Below are 13,942 nucleotides of genomic sequence, written 5' to 3' on the forward strand. Positions count from 1 at the left end.
TTCCTGATAAAAATGTTCACGTGTGCATTCATTATGTATCTTAAAGGAGATTGTGAAACCCATGACAAAACGCCTATCCAGAAGCAACCAGCCCGGCTTGCCCGTGTATCCTGAACGGATGATCCAATTCGGTGAAGGTAACTTCATGCGCGCCTTTGTAGACTGGCAGCTACAGCAGATGAATAACCAGGGATTGTTTAACGGCAGTGCAGTGCTGGTGCAGCCGATCGGCCAGGGGCTTGGCGCTCTGATGGCTGAACAGGATAATCTGTACACCGTGCTGCTAAACGGCATTATGCAGGAGCAAACCGTGAATTCCCGGGAGATCATCGGAAGCGTCAGCCGGGTCATCAGTCCCTACGAAGACTACGCTGCCTATCTGGCATTAGCTGAGGATGACGGCCTTGAATTCATCACCTCCAACACCACCGAAGCCGGTATTGCCTATCACGCGGGAGATGCACTAAATGATGCTCCGCCGAAGAGCTTCCCGGCCAAGCTGACGGCGCTGCTCCATAGACGTTTTGAACTGGGCAAAAAGGGCTTTGTCATTATCCCATGCGAGCTGATTGACCGTAACGGTGAGAAGCTGCGGGAGATTGTGCAGCAGTACGCTGCTGAGTGGCAGCTCGGCGATGCCTTCGCGAAGTGGCTGGAGGAAGAGAACACCTTCTGCTGCAGCCTGGTGGACCGGATCGTACCGGGCTACCCGCGCGACAAGGCTGCGCAGCTGGAAGCAGAGCTTGGATATCTGGACAATCTGATGGTCACCGCCGAGCCTTTCCTGTTCTGGGTGATTGAAGGACCTTCGTGGCTGGCCGAGAAGCTGCCGCTGACAGAAGCCGGACTTAATGTAGTCATAACAGACGATATGACGCCTTACCGCGAACGCAAGGTGCATCTGCTGAACGGGCCGCATACCGCAATGGTTCCGCTCGGTATGATGGCTGGCCTGGAAACTGTTGAGGATGTGATGAATGACGAGACCTTCTTGCGGTTTGTGAAGGAGCTGATGAACGATGAGCTGATCCCGATGCTGGATCTGCCTGCTGACGAGCTGACCTCCTACTCTGCTGCTGTACTGGAGCGGTTCAAGAATCCGTTCGTCCGTCATGAGCTGGCATCCATCTCCCTGAACAGCATATCTAAATTCAAGTCCCGGCTGCTTCCGGTTCTGCTCCGCTACCAGCAGGAGCGCGGTAAATTGCCTGAGCTCATGACGCTCGCCTTTGCCGCCCTGCTGCTTAGCTACCGGGGAGACCGTGTAGCCAGACAAGACGGTGCGGAAGTGCTGGCCGTGTTTGATCAGGCCTGGAGCAGTCCGGGCAGCTTCGTGCAGACCATCCTGAAGAATGACAGCTTGTGGGGTCAGGATCTGACCCTGGTGCCAGGTCTTTCGGACGCCATCTCCGCCAACCTGCAGAAGCTGGAAAGCACGGACAGCCGCGCTGCTCTGACGCAGGTCGTGAGCTGATGGCTACCTATAATTCTATCTTGATTTAACTTGAAATATACATTTTGGGAAAAGTGGCGGAAGGGAATTTTGGAACTGTAGGAGCGATAGCGTCCGCCTTTGTCTGCGGATTTCTACCGCTATTAGCGGTAAAATCAAGAAATCTGCAGACAACAGCGGCCGGAAGTCCAAAGATTCTCTGTAGCTACGATCAATCCCCAAATCAGAACATTAATAGTTTAATGTATTTAATCAAACCTTTTTAGGAGGGATAGACAGCATGAAACGATTAATGAAAATGAACCCCCGGGATACAGTGGCTGTAGCGCTGCGCCCCATCCCTGCCGGTGAACAGCTTGAATTCGAAGGGCTGACGCTCCAGGCAGGCCAGGATATTCCTCAAGGCCACAAAATTGCACTCACCGCCTTCGCAGCGGAGGACGTAATTACCAAATACGGCTATCCTATCGGCCACGCGACTGCACCTATTGCAGCGGGCGACTGGGTCCACACGCATAACATCAAGACCAACCTGGCCGGAGAAGAGGAATATGACTACAAGCCCGAGCTCCATCCGGTCACCTATCCGAAGCGGGAGTTGACCTTTCAAGGCTACCGGCGTGCTAACGGCAAGGTCGGCATCCGCAATGACCTGTTCATTATCCCTACAGTCGGCTGTGTGAACGGCATTGCTGAACAAATGCTAACGGAGTTCAAGGCCGCGCATCCGGATCTTGGCGGCTTCGATAATTTCACTGTGCTTAAGCATCCTTACGGCTGCTCGCAGCTGGGAGATGATCACCGCATGACCCGCAGTATCCTGCTGGATGCCGTAAATCATCCCAATGCCGGAGGTGTGCTCGTGTTCGGCCTCGGCTGTGAGAACAATATCGTCGCAGAATTCCGCAGCATGCTGGGCGATTACGACGAATCAAGGGTCAAATTCCTTGTAGCCCAAGAGGTAGGCGATGAGGTAGAGGCTGGGCTTGCCCTGCTGGAGGAGCTGTATGAAGCAGCAAAGGATGATATCCGCGAGCCGGTTCCGCTCAGCGAGCTGAACATCGGCCTGAAATGCGGCGGCTCTGACGGTTTCTCCGGCATTACCGCCAACCCGCTGCTGGGTGCCTTCTCCGATTTTATTATCTCCCAGGGCGGCACTTCGGTATTGACGGAAGTACCAGAAATGTTCGGTGCAGAAAAAATGCTGATGGCCCGCGCAGAAAGCCGCGAGGTCTACGAAGATATCGTCTCCCTGATCAATAATTTCAAGCAGTATTTCCTCTCCTACGGTGAACCGGTGTACGAGAATCCTTCGCCGGGCAACAAGGCCGGGGGCATTAGCACCCTGGAGGACAAATCACTCGGCTGTACCCAAAAGGCCGGAACCTCTCCGGTTGTCGATGTGCTGCAATACGGCGTGAAGCTGCGCAAAAAAGGCCTCAGCCTGCTGCAGGCGCCCGGCAACGACCTTGTAGCCGCTTCTGCACTGGCTGCCTCCGACTGCCAGCTGGTACTGTTCACCACCGGCCGGGGCACACCGTTCGGGAGCTTCGTGCCTACGGTTAAGGTTGCTACCAACAATGAGCTTTTCGCCAAAAAAGGCCACTGGATGGACTTCAACGCCGGACCGCTGCTGGAAGTGCCGATGGCCGAGGTGCTCGAAGAATTCATCAGCTATATTATCGCTGTTGCCAGCGGCCAAAAAACACGCAATGAGCAGAACGAAGTGCGCGAGCTGGCCATATTTAAAACCGGAGTAACGCTATAATCTCATATCCTAAATCCATGTAAAGGGAGCGTCATCATGTTTTTAAACGACGATTTTTTATTAACCACCGAACCTGCACGGCAGCTCTTTCATCAACACGCCAAAGCAATGCCGATCATCGACTACCACTGCCACCTCGACCCGCGGGAAATTTATGAGGATCAGCCGTTCAAAAACCTGACTGCCGCCTGGCTCTACGGCGATCACTACAAATGGCGGCTGATGCGTGCTAACGGCGTTCCGGAATCACATATTACGGGAGACGCTTCGGATTACGACAAGTTCCTGGCCTGGGCCAAGACGCTTCCCAAAGCTGTCGGCAACCCGCTCTACAGCTGGACCCATCTGGAGCTCCGCCGCTTCTTCGGCGTATCAGAGCTGCTGAATGAGGATTCTGCCCCGGCCATCTGGGAGCAGGTGAACCGCAAGCTGGCTGAACCGGAATTCACACGGCGCGGGCTGATCCGCAGCTCCCGGGTGAAAACGATCTGTACCACCGATGATCCGGCAGATTCGCTTGAATATCATAAGCTGCTGAAGGAATCAGAGAAGGATTTCAGCGTATTCCCGACCTTCCGTCCTGACAAGGCGCTGAATATTGACGCTCCCGGATTCCCGGCTTGGCTTACGTCACTGGAAAAGGCAGCCGGAACCCCAGTAACCACGTATGCCGAGCTGCTTGACGCACTGCGCGCACGTGTTGAATTCTTCCATGACCACGGCTGCCGTCTGTCCGACCATGCACTGGACGTGCTGCGTTACCGTGCCGGATCTGATGCTGACGCCCAGGCCTTCTTCGCCAAAAGACTGGAGGGTACAGAGTTATCCGCTGAGGAAATTACGCTCTACCGCACGGAGCTGCTTACCGCACTCATCGGCTTCTATCATGATAAAGGCTGGACCATGCAGCTCCATATCCATGCCTACCGCAACAACAATACGCCGATGTTCCAGAAGCTGGGGCCGGATACCGGTTATGACGGCATAAATGACCTGTCGCTGACCGAAGCGCTGTCCAAGCTGCTTGACCGGGCCGAATGCGGCAAAGGTCTGCCGAAGACAATTCTCTACTCGCTCAATCCGGGGGATTATCCTGCCCTGCTTGCTTTGATGGGCTGCTATCAGAAGGATACGGCAGGCAAAATGCAGCTCGGCTCCGGCTGGTGGTATAACGATACCCGCAGCGGTATGCGCCAGCAGCTCACCCTGCTTGCCGACAACAGCCTGCTGGGCAACTTTGTCGGCATGTTGACTGACTCCCGCAGCTTCCTTTCCTACACGCGCCACGAATATTTCCGCCGGGTGCTATGCGGGCTGATCGGAGAACTGGCCGAGCGCGGTGAAGCACCAGACGACATGGAGCTGCTGGGACAGCTGGTCCGGGATATCTCCTATAACAATGCCGCCGGTTATTTCGGATTTCCGTCTGCGGAGTAAATAAAGGGGGAGCAAGCATGCTGCAGGTATGCCTTGAAGGGGATGGAGCTGCGCCGGAGGAGTCCGGCGAGTCCATCCTCTCCCTCTATCCGCTCCCTGTTCAGGAGGAGCGGCCCTTTATTCTGGTTCTGCCCGGCGGAGGCTATCATCATCTGGCCCGGCATGAGGGGGAACCGGTAGTTCAGTGGCTCAATAGCCTCGGCATTCATGCCGGGGTACTGAAATACCGGACGCAGGACATTGATCCGTCCCTGCTAATCAAGGATGTAGAGGATGCGCTGGCCTGGGTGCGTGAAGAACCAAAGGAATGGAAGGTCCGCACAGGGCAGATTGGTCTTACCGGCTTCTCGGCAGGCGGGCATCTTGCGGCCATTACTGCCGTAACAGCTGCCGCGGAATCTAAGCCAGATCTGCTGCTGCTGGGCTATCCTGTTATCACCTTCGAGGAGCCCTACGCCCATGCCGGAAGCCGACTAAATTTGCTTGGGGTGAATCCCGTGGAGGCAAGCCTCATTGCCTATTCTGCCGACCGGCAGGTTGACAGCCGGACACCTCCCGCTTTCATTTGGGCTACGGCGAACGATGCCAGTGTTCCAGTGGAGAACAGCCTGAAATTTGCCGCTGCATTATCTCAGAGCGGCATTTCATTTGAGCTGCATATTTTTGAAGAAGGACGCCATGGACTCGGCTTATCCGCCGGGAATAAGGAATGCAGGCAATGGCTGCAGCTATGTGCCGCCTGGTTAAAGAAACATCACTATGTGACAGAGGGGGAAGATTGATGCCAACACTATATATTGCCGGAGACTCTACTGCCGCCTTAAAGGGTGCGGAGGCAAAGCCGATGGCAGGGTGGGGTGAATATCTCCAGAAGTATTTCGGCCCGGAGGTTATCATCGACAACCGCGCCATCAACGGGCGTAGCACCAAGTCGTTTCTGGCAGAAAGACGCTTAGCGGACATTGAGAAGGATTTCCGGCCCGGAGACTTTCTGCTGATCCAGTTCGGACATAATGATGAGAAGCAGGAAGATCCGTCCCGATACACCGATCCTGATACCGGGTACAAGCAGAATCTGCAGCTGTATATCGAATCTGCCCGCAGCCGGGGCGGGCAGCCTGTCCTGCTGACCTCAGTCAGCCGCCGCCGCTTCACTGCGTATGGTGAACCCGATCCGCTGGCAGTCGGAGCCTATCCTGCGGCTATGCGTGCTGTGGCGGAGCTGACCGGAACGCCGCTGCTCGATATATTCGCCGCCTCCCAGCAGCTGTACAGGACACTCAGCTTCGAGGGCTCGCAGCATTTATTCATGCATCTGCCGCCCGGACAGCATCCTAATTACCCGGATGGCGTCACGGATGATACGCACTTCAGCACCGAAGGGGCCAAACGGATTGCTGAGCTTGTAGCCGTGGCCATCAGAGAGTCTTCAGCCTTATCAGGGTTGCACCCGTTTCTACATTTGAATGCGAATACATAGTATAGATTGAGCCAGTTCGTATTAACTGCTTGCATTTAAAGGGGGATTCCATATCATGACCGTTCCGCTGCATCTCGGCATCCGCGCCCATGACTTTCCCCGGCATTACTTGCCGGAGCTGATCGGGAAGCTGAAGCACTACCGGTTCAGCCATATTCAGTTTGCAGTCCATAAATCTTTCCCGGAAAGCGTCCCTTCCCTCTCCTCGCTCAGCCCGGGTACGGCTGCTTATTTCGGCGAAAGCTTCCGTCAGGCCGGTATAAGGATCGCCGTGCTCGGCTGCTATGTTAACATCGTCGACACGGATCCAGCCAAGCGGGCCCAAGCGCTGAACGATTTCAGCACCCATCTGCGCTTGGCCCGCGATTTCGGGGCCAGTCTGGTCGGGACGGAAACAGGCAGTGTAGGCAAGGGCTATACCCCGGACAATTTTACCGAGGAAGCCTTTCAGGAAGTGGTCACTTCGGTAAGGGCGATGGTGGCCGAAGCGGAACGTTTCGGGGTAACGGTAGGGATTGAAGCGGGACAGAATCATCCCCTGCATACCGCACAGCTGACCAAGCGGCTGCTGGAGCTCGTTCCCTCCAATAATCTGCAGATTATCCTTGACTGTGCGAATCTGATGTCACCGGACAATTATTTGCAGCAGGAATCCGTTATTGCCGAGGCGCTGGAACTGCTAGGCGACCGGATTGCTATCATCCACCTGAAGGATTTCACCGTTGAAGACGGCCGGATTGTTATCGTTCCCGTCGGCCAGGGTCAGCTGCAATTCGCACCTATTCTTCATTATATGAAATACAAGCGGCCACATATTCAGGGACTTCTGGAGAGCACTACAGAGCCGTATTTACAGGAAAGCGTAGATTTTCTGCACCGGCTGTATAACGAAGTGTAGCCAATCGGATGTTTACACAGATAATCAAAGCACCTGCGAATGCGCAGGTGCTTTTTGGTGCTGAGGTACAAGTGTAATTTCTGCATCGTTATGTCTGATCATTATTGAAAGGCCTGCAACCGATGTGTTCCTCAAGATTTTCATGTAAAATAGTAAATAATGCCGGTAAGCATACTATGGCTGCAGACCCTTTCAGATTATTTTGAGGAGGCCGGGATTTGATTTATGCATTGAAATGGGCTGGCCAATAAACAAAGCGGTTCACTGCTGATTCGCCTGCTTTTCCCTTACATATGTTAGTGAGTCAAGATCATGGGTACAATTATTACAAAGTGTCATTATACAAAGGATAGGTGAAACCATGCATAATTTCGGATTCGCTCGTGTCGCTGCCGCTTCCCCTGAACTGCGGGTGGCCGACTGCGAGTTTAATGCAGGACAAATTATTGAAGTTATTAAGCAGGCGGACGGGCAGCAGGTGGAATATCTGGTACTGCCGGAGCTATGTATCACAGGATATACGTGTGCAGACCTGTTTCTGCAGCCCAAACTGCTGGATTCGGCCCTGCAGGCGCTGTATGAGATCACTGCCGCAACAGCGGGATCAAGTCTGGTCATCATTGCCGGGCTTCCAATCGCGGTCCGGGGCCGCCTGTTCAACTGCGCTGCTGTCATTCAGCAGGGAGCTATTCTGGGTATTGTCCCTAAGACCTGCCTACCAGGCTACAGCGAGTTCTATGAACCCCGCTGGTTCGCCGGAGCCGAGGAGTTGGAGCTTACAGAGCTGCGCCTGGGGAATCAGATCGTCCCGATCGGCAACGACCTGATCTTCGCAAACGAAGCGGACGGCAACCTGTCCTTTGGCGTAGAGATCTGCGAGGATCTGTGGGTGCCTGTTCCGCCAAGCAGCCTGCTGGCTCAGGCTGGCGCGGTGCTGCTGTTCAACCCTTCTGCCAGCAACGAGTTGGTCGGTAAAGCGGATTACCGGCGCCAGCTGGTAACCAGCCAGTCCGCCTCCTGCGTGGCGGCATATGTCTATGCCGGCAGCAATACCGGCGAATCGACAACGGATGTGGTCTTTGGCGGACACTCGCTGATCGCTGAGAACGGACAGACTCTGGCCGAATCCGAGCGGTTCACCCATGAGAGCCGGATGATCACTGCCGATGTTGATGTGCCGCGGCTGCAGTACTCCCGTTCGGTAATGGGTACGTTCCGTGCCGGCAAGGGCAGACGCAATTACCGCGAAGTACTGTACGCCGATCCGGCAGCGCAGCACAGTGAACGGAAACTGAAGCGCCCTGTAGGTGTCAATCCTTTCGTACCCGGCATTCCGCAGCAGCGGGACGAACGCTGCCGGGAGATCCTCTCCATTCAGGTCTCCGGCCTGATGAAGCGGATCCGCCATATCGGCACCAAACAGGCTGTCATCGGAATCTCCGGCGGACTTGATTCCACTCTCGCACTGCTTGTCGCTGTTCGTGCCATGGAGCGCCTCGGCCGCCCGGCCAGCGATGTGCTTGCCGTAACCATGCCGGGCTTCGGTACGACGAACCGGACCTATGACAATGCCGTAGGCCTAATCAAAGCCCTCGGAGCCTCGCTTAAGGTCGTTGATATCAAAGCCGCCTGTCTTCAGCATTTCGAGGACATCGGCCATGACAAGGATGTCCATGACTTGACCTATGAGAATGTGCAGGCGCGGGAACGGACGCAGATTCTGATGGATCTGGCCAACAAAAACGGCGGCATAGTCATCGGTACCGGCGACCTGTCAGAGCTCGCCCTCGGATGGTGTACCTATAACGGTGACCATATGTCGATGTACAGTGTTAACTCGGGAATCCCCAAAACACTGATCCAGTACGTCGTTGCGTGGTACGCCGATCATGAAGCGGATGAGACGGTAAACAAACTGCTGTACAGCATCATTGAAACAGGCATCAGCCCCGAGCTTCTGCCGCCGTCAGCAACAGGCGAAATTGTGCAATTGACCGAGAACATCCTGGGACCGTACATTGTTCATGATTTCTTCCTCTACTATATGCTGCGGACAGGTGCTGCTCCAGCAAAAATGCTGTACCTCGCCCAGCATGCGTTCGGGGAGTCTTATCCTAAAGAACAGCTGGTTGCCTGGCTCAAGGTGTTCATCTCCCGCTTCTTTACCCAGCAGTTCAAACGCTCCTGCCTGCCGGATGGCCCAAAAGTCGGAACCGTAAGCCTCTCGCCGCGCGGCGACTGGCGTATGCCAAGCGACGCTTCCGCCGCTCTATGGCTGCGTGAAGTGGAGAACCTGTAAATATTATTGCTTGAATAAAGCTGTTCCTTGCGTCAGATAATGCTGATGCACGGGACAGCTTTTTTGTGCGTAAAAAAATTAGTTAGGTTCTTGACGTATTTCTGCTCAGATGATATATTGTTTCATGCTTTAATAATTAAGTTGTTAATTATTTATAGCTAAATTATTTTTCAGTTAATATCTAAACTTTGATCTAATAAATGGTTTATCTATCCGTAAGCAGCCATGGAGGTGAAGAATTGACAGAACGGGATGATTATTTTGAAATCTCCTTGCTATTCAAGACTTTCTTGAAGGGGGTTGCCCAGGAATGGAACAAACAAGGCTTTCGTTTAAGCCAGACTCAGTTCAAGGCGCTATATGTCTTGTCGAAGGAAGGACCGATGATGGTCTCGCAGCTTGCCGCTGCCCTTGATTTGACTCCTGCCGCAGTTACCGGCATTACGGATCAGCTGCTCGCTGATGCTTATATTCAGAAAGAGCGCGCCGAAGGAGACCGCCGGGCGGTAAAAATTACACTCACAGCCGAAGGTAAATCCATCATCAAAGAGGTGAAGGATAAGCAGAAGGAAGTTATGCATTCCTATTTCAGTATCCTGCCCGAAGAAGACATGGATCATTTAAGAAGAATTTTTGCTGTATTGATTAAAGAAATAGACAAAAACTAAAAAGAGACGGTGACGAAGAGAATCATGGAACATTTATCTGACAAGCGCAAGCTTTCTATTATGATCGCCATTATGGCAGCTATGCTGTTTGCCGCGATCAACCAGACGATTACAAGCACGGCGATGCCGCGCATTATCGCTATCCTAGACGGTATGGATTACTATACCTGGACTATCAATATTTATCTGCTTACCTCGACGATTGCTACTGTCCTTGTCGGCAAGCTCTCTGATATGTTCGGACGCAAGCCGTTCTTGCTGGCCGGGATTCTGCTGTTTATGGTTGGCGCCTTTTTGACAGGTACTTCTGATGATGTGTATCAATTTATTATTTACCGCGGGATTCAAGGGATTGGCGCAGGTATTATCCAGTCCACCGCATTCACAGCTGTAGGCGACCTGTTCCCTCCACGTGAACGCGGCAAATGGATGGGCCTCATGACAGCGGTCTTCGGTTTCTCCAGCGTACTTGGACCGACACTCGGCGGGTATCTGATTGATCATCTCGACTGGCACTGGCTCTTCTGGATCTTCCTGCCGCTTGGTTTTGTAGCGTTCGCCATGATCCTTGCCCTGTTCCCGAAAGCAAAACGCGGAGAATCGACCAGTATCGATTACCTGGGTTCTCTATTTATGACAACTACGATTGTACCTCTGCTGCTGGCGTTTTCCTGGGCGGGTACAGAATATGAGTGGGGTTCTTCGCAGATTCTCGGCTTGCTGGCAGCAACTGTCGTGTCGGCTGTCATCTTTATCTTTATTGAGACCAAAGCTAAGAATCCGATCCTGCCTCTTCATTTATTTAAAAATAGCGTCGTTACCATCTCCAATCTGATCGGGTTTCTGATGAACTTCGGTATGATGGGGGCAATGATCTACCTTTCCTTCTTCGTGCAAGGCGTGCTGGGGATTTCCGCAACTTATGCAGGTTATGTCACCATGCCGATGTCGATCGTCATGGTAGTAGCCAGCGCCTTAACTGGTCAGATGATTGCCAAGAAAGGCAAATACAAACGTTTTGCACTGATCGGTGTACCGATTATGGTTGCCGGGATGGCAATCATGGTATTTATGAACAACGTGCCGATGGCTGTCCTCAGTATGATCGTATTCGGTCTTGGCCTTGGTCTCGGGATGCCTGTATTCTCCCTGGCTACACAAAATGCCGTATCCCATACCGAGCTCGGTGCAGTTACGGCTTCTACCCAGCTGTTCCGTAACCTTGGCGGTACGATTGGTATTGCAGTAATGGGTACGGTTATGTCGAACAATCTGACCAAGCATCTAAAAGAAGCATTGACGTCACCATCAGCACCGGATTTCAGCACGCTGGATCCCAAGATGGCCGAGCAGCTGACAGCCTTCGCCAATCCGCAGGCGCTGATGAACAAGCCGCTGCTGGAGCAGACGCAAGCAAGTCTTCCTGCTGATGTCCAGCCGCTCTTCGCACAGATGATTGACAGCATCCGTGACGCACTGGGCCAGACCTTGTCCACTGTATTCTTAACCGGTACGATTGTACTGTGTGCTGCCTTCGTGCTCGTCTTCTTCCTGAAGGAGCTTCCGCTGCGTTCCTCGAACAAGGCACAGGCAGAAGGTGAAGCGCCAGAAGCCGTAGACACCGGTAAGCTGGCTGTAGATAAAGCTTAAGCATAACGCATCCATAATTAACGACATTCAAAAAGGGTAATCTCCGGTCATTGTGACTGCGGGATTGCCCTTTTGCCTGTTCAAGAGATGGTTAGACGCGGAACGATCCGGGTAAAACTATTCACATATTCCTTACAAACTGCAGCAGTTCAATAATGCTAGAATTGTTAAAAGGAGGCGGCGGTGCATGACTTTCTCCGAACCTTCACAGCCGGGAGCGGACCATTCCATAGAGACTTTATATTTCAAGGCTGACGGCTTACTGCCGAACAATCCGGAGCTTCCGGCAGTTCTGTATACGGATGCTCTTCAGGACAAACCGGAAAATGCAGAGCAGATCTTTAATAGCAACGGCTGGCTGAACAGCTGGGTAAATGGCGTGTTCAGCTATCACCATTATCACAGCAATGCGCATGAGGTGCTTGGGGTGATGTCCGGCAGCGCCAGTCTGCAGCTTGGCGGTGATTCCGGCCGTACTGTTCAAGTATCGGCCGGAGATGTGCTGGTGCTTCCGGCAGGAACGGCGCACAAGCGTCTATCGGCCACACAGGACTTCCGTGTGGCAGGCGCTTATCCCGGCGGAGCCGACTACAATACCCGCCGGGCCACACCCGCCGATCTTGAAGCGGCGCTCCCGGAAATCGCCAGGGTGCCGCTGCCGGAAAGCGACCCCGTCTACGGTAAGGCGGGACCGCTGCTGAGGATTTGGCGGGCAGACTAACTACGTGAGGATATAGCAAAAAGCGCTTTGCCCGGTTTCAGCAAAGCGCTTGCCCTCGCAGACAGGCTTAATGTCTGCTGTACATATTCTGATCCCGCAGCCGGATCAGTACCTTACCGAAGCGTCCGCCCTGCTGCACTACTACTGTCCCCTCCGGATACGTGGTGTGCACATAGTCAGTTACGATTTGCCGGGTGCTGCCGCCGGAAGCCAGCCTGTGATGATTCAGCAGCTCCAGCACCTCTTCGATGGCCTCGTCTGCCGTTAGCTCAGTGTTCTTCATTTCCTTCGTCACAATCGACTCATACGCGTAATCGTTCAAATAGAGCAGATGCAGCAGATATGCCATATCCGAGGATTCTACCTTAGTCTCCTTGCCGGTCAGCAGCGGCAGCACCTCATTCAGCAGACTATGCTGCCTGGCCCCTGCCGCAAAGCTGATATAGCAGTATTGGCTGGCACAGCTGAGCACCCTCTTCACACTCTCCCAGTCATAAACCGCCGGACACATCGAGACAAAGACGAGATCAAACGCCTGCTCCCAGCCTTTGCCCGCAAGATCAATATTTTCAAAGGCTTCTCGCACCAGGCTGATTTCCGCTTTTCCCGGACTGACTCTGGATTTATTGGCTTCCAATAAACCGGCAAGCCGCACATTCGGCTCAACAGCTGTAACCTTTGCTCCACGCTCGGCAAACGGCACACTGAATCCGCCTGAAGCTGCGCCGACATCCAGTACAGACAAGCCGTCAAAATCAACGCCCTGCCCTTCAAGCCAGCCGATAATCCGCTCAGCTCTGTGTCTTCCGCCTTCACTGAATACCTCTGCATTAAAACTCTCTGCCTTTTTATCAAAAGAATGCGTAGGATCAATGCCTGCCTGTTTCATCAGATTGCCGTGTGCTCTCGCGTCCTCCTTCCATGCTTGCTCCCATACCTGAACATTAAATAAATCCTCACTCATGTTTATCATTCCTTTCGCGGGATATACTCCTGTAACTACGGAGACTTAAAAGACTTATAATATCTATAATGAAGCCGTAAAAATAACGGCGATGATCAATCTACCGTTATTTGTGCAGCAAGTTCGGCAATTTTTTTATTCCGCAAATAGTCTTCCATCCGGTTCTCGGCTTCCACCATCACCTGCTGGATCAGACATTCGCTGGAATGATTAAGTGTGCAGTCAAACAGTGAAGCCGTTCCTTCAATCGCGTGGATAATATCGAGAAAAGAAATATCGTCCTTCTTCCGCTTGAGCAGATAACCGCCATTCGCCCCGGAAGCCGACTGAATCAGTCCAGCCTTCACCAGCTTGGTCAGAATCTTGGACAGATACGTGGGCGAGACATCCTGCCGTTCAGCCAGCTGTTGAACACCCACCGGCTTATCAGGAGAAGCAGCGACCAGAAAAAGCATCGTATGCAGTGCATAATTCGTGGCTTTGGAGTACTTCATCTTCCACCTCAATTAAAGACTTTATTAGTCTATAATAGCCTTTATTCAGATGAAAGGCAAGCTCTTTAATCATTGAGGAGCACCCATAGGATTAAAGAGCGCCAACGCAG

General features: G+C 53.1%; 12 protein-coding genes. 10 read left to right on the plus strand and 2 right to left on the minus strand.

Features of this window, described 5'->3' with window-relative positions; translation table 11 throughout:
* The first annotated feature begins 61 nt into the window (after positions 1-61).
* From L6H70_RS09530 to L6H70_RS09575, 10 genes are all read left to right on the plus strand, one after another.
* Positions 62-1,474 (plus strand): tagaturonate reductase, encoded by a 1,413-nt coding sequence (locus tag L6H70_RS09530; RefSeq protein WP_236332203.1) that lies wholly within the window; start codon positions 62-64, stop codon positions 1,472-1,474.
* A 259-nt stretch (positions 1,475-1,733) separates the two neighbouring features.
* Positions 1,734-3,221, plus strand: a complete 1,488-nt coding sequence (locus L6H70_RS09535) for a UxaA family hydrolase (RefSeq protein WP_236332205.1) — start codon at positions 1,734-1,736, stop codon at positions 3,219-3,221.
* 36 nt (positions 3,222-3,257) lie between these two features.
* Positions 3,258-4,658: a glucuronate isomerase gene (uxaC, locus tag L6H70_RS09540; protein WP_236332207.1), complete on the plus strand. Its 1,401-nt coding sequence runs from the start codon at positions 3,258-3,260 to the stop codon at positions 4,656-4,658.
* A gap of 17 nt (positions 4,659-4,675) precedes the next feature.
* Positions 4,676-5,440: an alpha/beta hydrolase gene (locus L6H70_RS09545; protein ID WP_236332209.1), complete on the plus strand. Its 765-nt coding sequence runs from the start codon at positions 4,676-4,678 to the stop codon at positions 5,438-5,440.
* The gene (locus L6H70_RS09550) at positions 5,440-6,138 is read left to right on the plus strand and encodes a rhamnogalacturonan acetylesterase (protein WP_236332211.1); all 699 of its coding nucleotides are present in this window, start codon (positions 5,440-5,442) and stop codon (positions 6,136-6,138) included. Before L6H70_RS09545 ends, L6H70_RS09550 begins: the two co-directional genes overlap by 1 nt.
* Before the next feature lie 55 nt (positions 6,139-6,193).
* On the plus strand, positions 6,194-7,036 hold the full coding sequence (locus L6H70_RS09555; protein ID WP_236332213.1) for a sugar phosphate isomerase/epimerase family protein: 843 nt from the start codon (positions 6,194-6,196) through the stop codon (positions 7,034-7,036).
* Between the two features lie 361 nt (positions 7,037-7,397).
* Positions 7,398-9,335, plus strand: coding sequence for an NAD(+) synthase (locus L6H70_RS09560; RefSeq protein WP_236332215.1), 1,938 nt, complete (start codon positions 7,398-7,400; stop codon positions 9,333-9,335).
* 239 nt (positions 9,336-9,574) lie between these two features.
* The gene (locus L6H70_RS09565) at positions 9,575-10,003 is read left to right on the plus strand and encodes a MarR family winged helix-turn-helix transcriptional regulator (protein ID WP_236332218.1); all 429 of its coding nucleotides are present in this window, start codon (positions 9,575-9,577) and stop codon (positions 10,001-10,003) included.
* 24 nt (positions 10,004-10,027) lie between these two features.
* On the plus strand, positions 10,028-11,653 hold the full coding sequence (locus L6H70_RS09570; RefSeq protein WP_236332220.1) for an MDR family MFS transporter: 1,626 nt from the start codon (positions 10,028-10,030) through the stop codon (positions 11,651-11,653).
* A gap of 187 nt (positions 11,654-11,840) precedes the next feature.
* Positions 11,841-12,374, plus strand: a complete 534-nt coding sequence (locus L6H70_RS09575) for a cupin domain-containing protein (protein WP_236332222.1) — start codon at positions 11,841-11,843, stop codon at positions 12,372-12,374.
* Positions 12,375-12,441: 67 nt separating this feature from the next.
* Here L6H70_RS09575 and L6H70_RS09580 read toward each other — a convergent pair whose 3' ends face one another.
* Together L6H70_RS09580 and L6H70_RS09585 are read right to left on the minus strand one after the other, a co-directional pair.
* Positions 12,442-13,338, minus strand: coding sequence for a class I SAM-dependent methyltransferase (locus L6H70_RS09580; protein ID WP_236332223.1), 897 nt, complete (start codon positions 13,336-13,338; stop codon positions 12,442-12,444).
* A 95-nt stretch (positions 13,339-13,433) separates the two neighbouring features.
* Complete coding sequence (locus L6H70_RS09585) at positions 13,434-13,832, minus strand: Rrf2 family transcriptional regulator (RefSeq protein ID WP_054941582.1); 399 nt, start codon at positions 13,830-13,832, stop codon at positions 13,434-13,436.
* Positions 13,833-13,942 lie beyond the last annotated feature (110 nt).

The sequence above is a fragment of the Paenibacillus auburnensis genome (assembly GCF_927798115.1).
GTDB lineage: Bacteria > Bacillota > Bacilli > Paenibacillales > Paenibacillaceae > Paenibacillus_AQ > Paenibacillus_AQ auburnensis.

Bases quoted from the DNA above. Each gene is read 5' to 3' on its own strand.
- L6H70_RS09530 (WP_236332203.1), top strand. From the start codon at position 62: ATGACAAAACGCCTATCCAGAAGCAACCAGCCCGGCTTGCCCGTGTAT.
- L6H70_RS09535 (WP_236332205.1), top strand. From the start codon at position 1,734: ATGAAACGATTAATGAAAATGAACCCCCGGGATACAGTGGCTGTAGCG.
- uxaC (WP_236332207.1), top strand. From the start codon at position 3,258: ATGTTTTTAAACGACGATTTTTTATTAACCACCGAACCTGCACGGCAG.
- L6H70_RS09545 (WP_236332209.1), top strand. From the start codon at position 4,676: ATGCTGCAGGTATGCCTTGAAGGGGATGGAGCTGCGCCGGAGGAGTCC.
- L6H70_RS09550 (WP_236332211.1), top strand. From the start codon at position 5,440: ATGCCAACACTATATATTGCCGGAGACTCTACTGCCGCCTTAAAGGGT.
- L6H70_RS09555 (WP_236332213.1), top strand. From the start codon at position 6,194: ATGACCGTTCCGCTGCATCTCGGCATCCGCGCCCATGACTTTCCCCGG.
- L6H70_RS09560 (WP_236332215.1), top strand. From the start codon at position 7,398: ATGCATAATTTCGGATTCGCTCGTGTCGCTGCCGCTTCCCCTGAACTG.
- L6H70_RS09570 (WP_236332220.1), top strand. From the start codon at position 10,028: ATGGAACATTTATCTGACAAGCGCAAGCTTTCTATTATGATCGCCATT.
- L6H70_RS09575 (WP_236332222.1), top strand. From the start codon at position 11,841: ATGACTTTCTCCGAACCTTCACAGCCGGGAGCGGACCATTCCATAGAG.
- L6H70_RS09580 (WP_236332223.1), bottom strand. From the start codon at position 13,338: ATGAGTGAGGATTTATTTAATGTTCAGGTATGGGAGCAAGCATGGAAG.
- L6H70_RS09585 (WP_054941582.1), bottom strand. From the start codon at position 13,832: ATGAAGTACTCCAAAGCCACGAATTATGCACTGCATACGATGCTTTTT.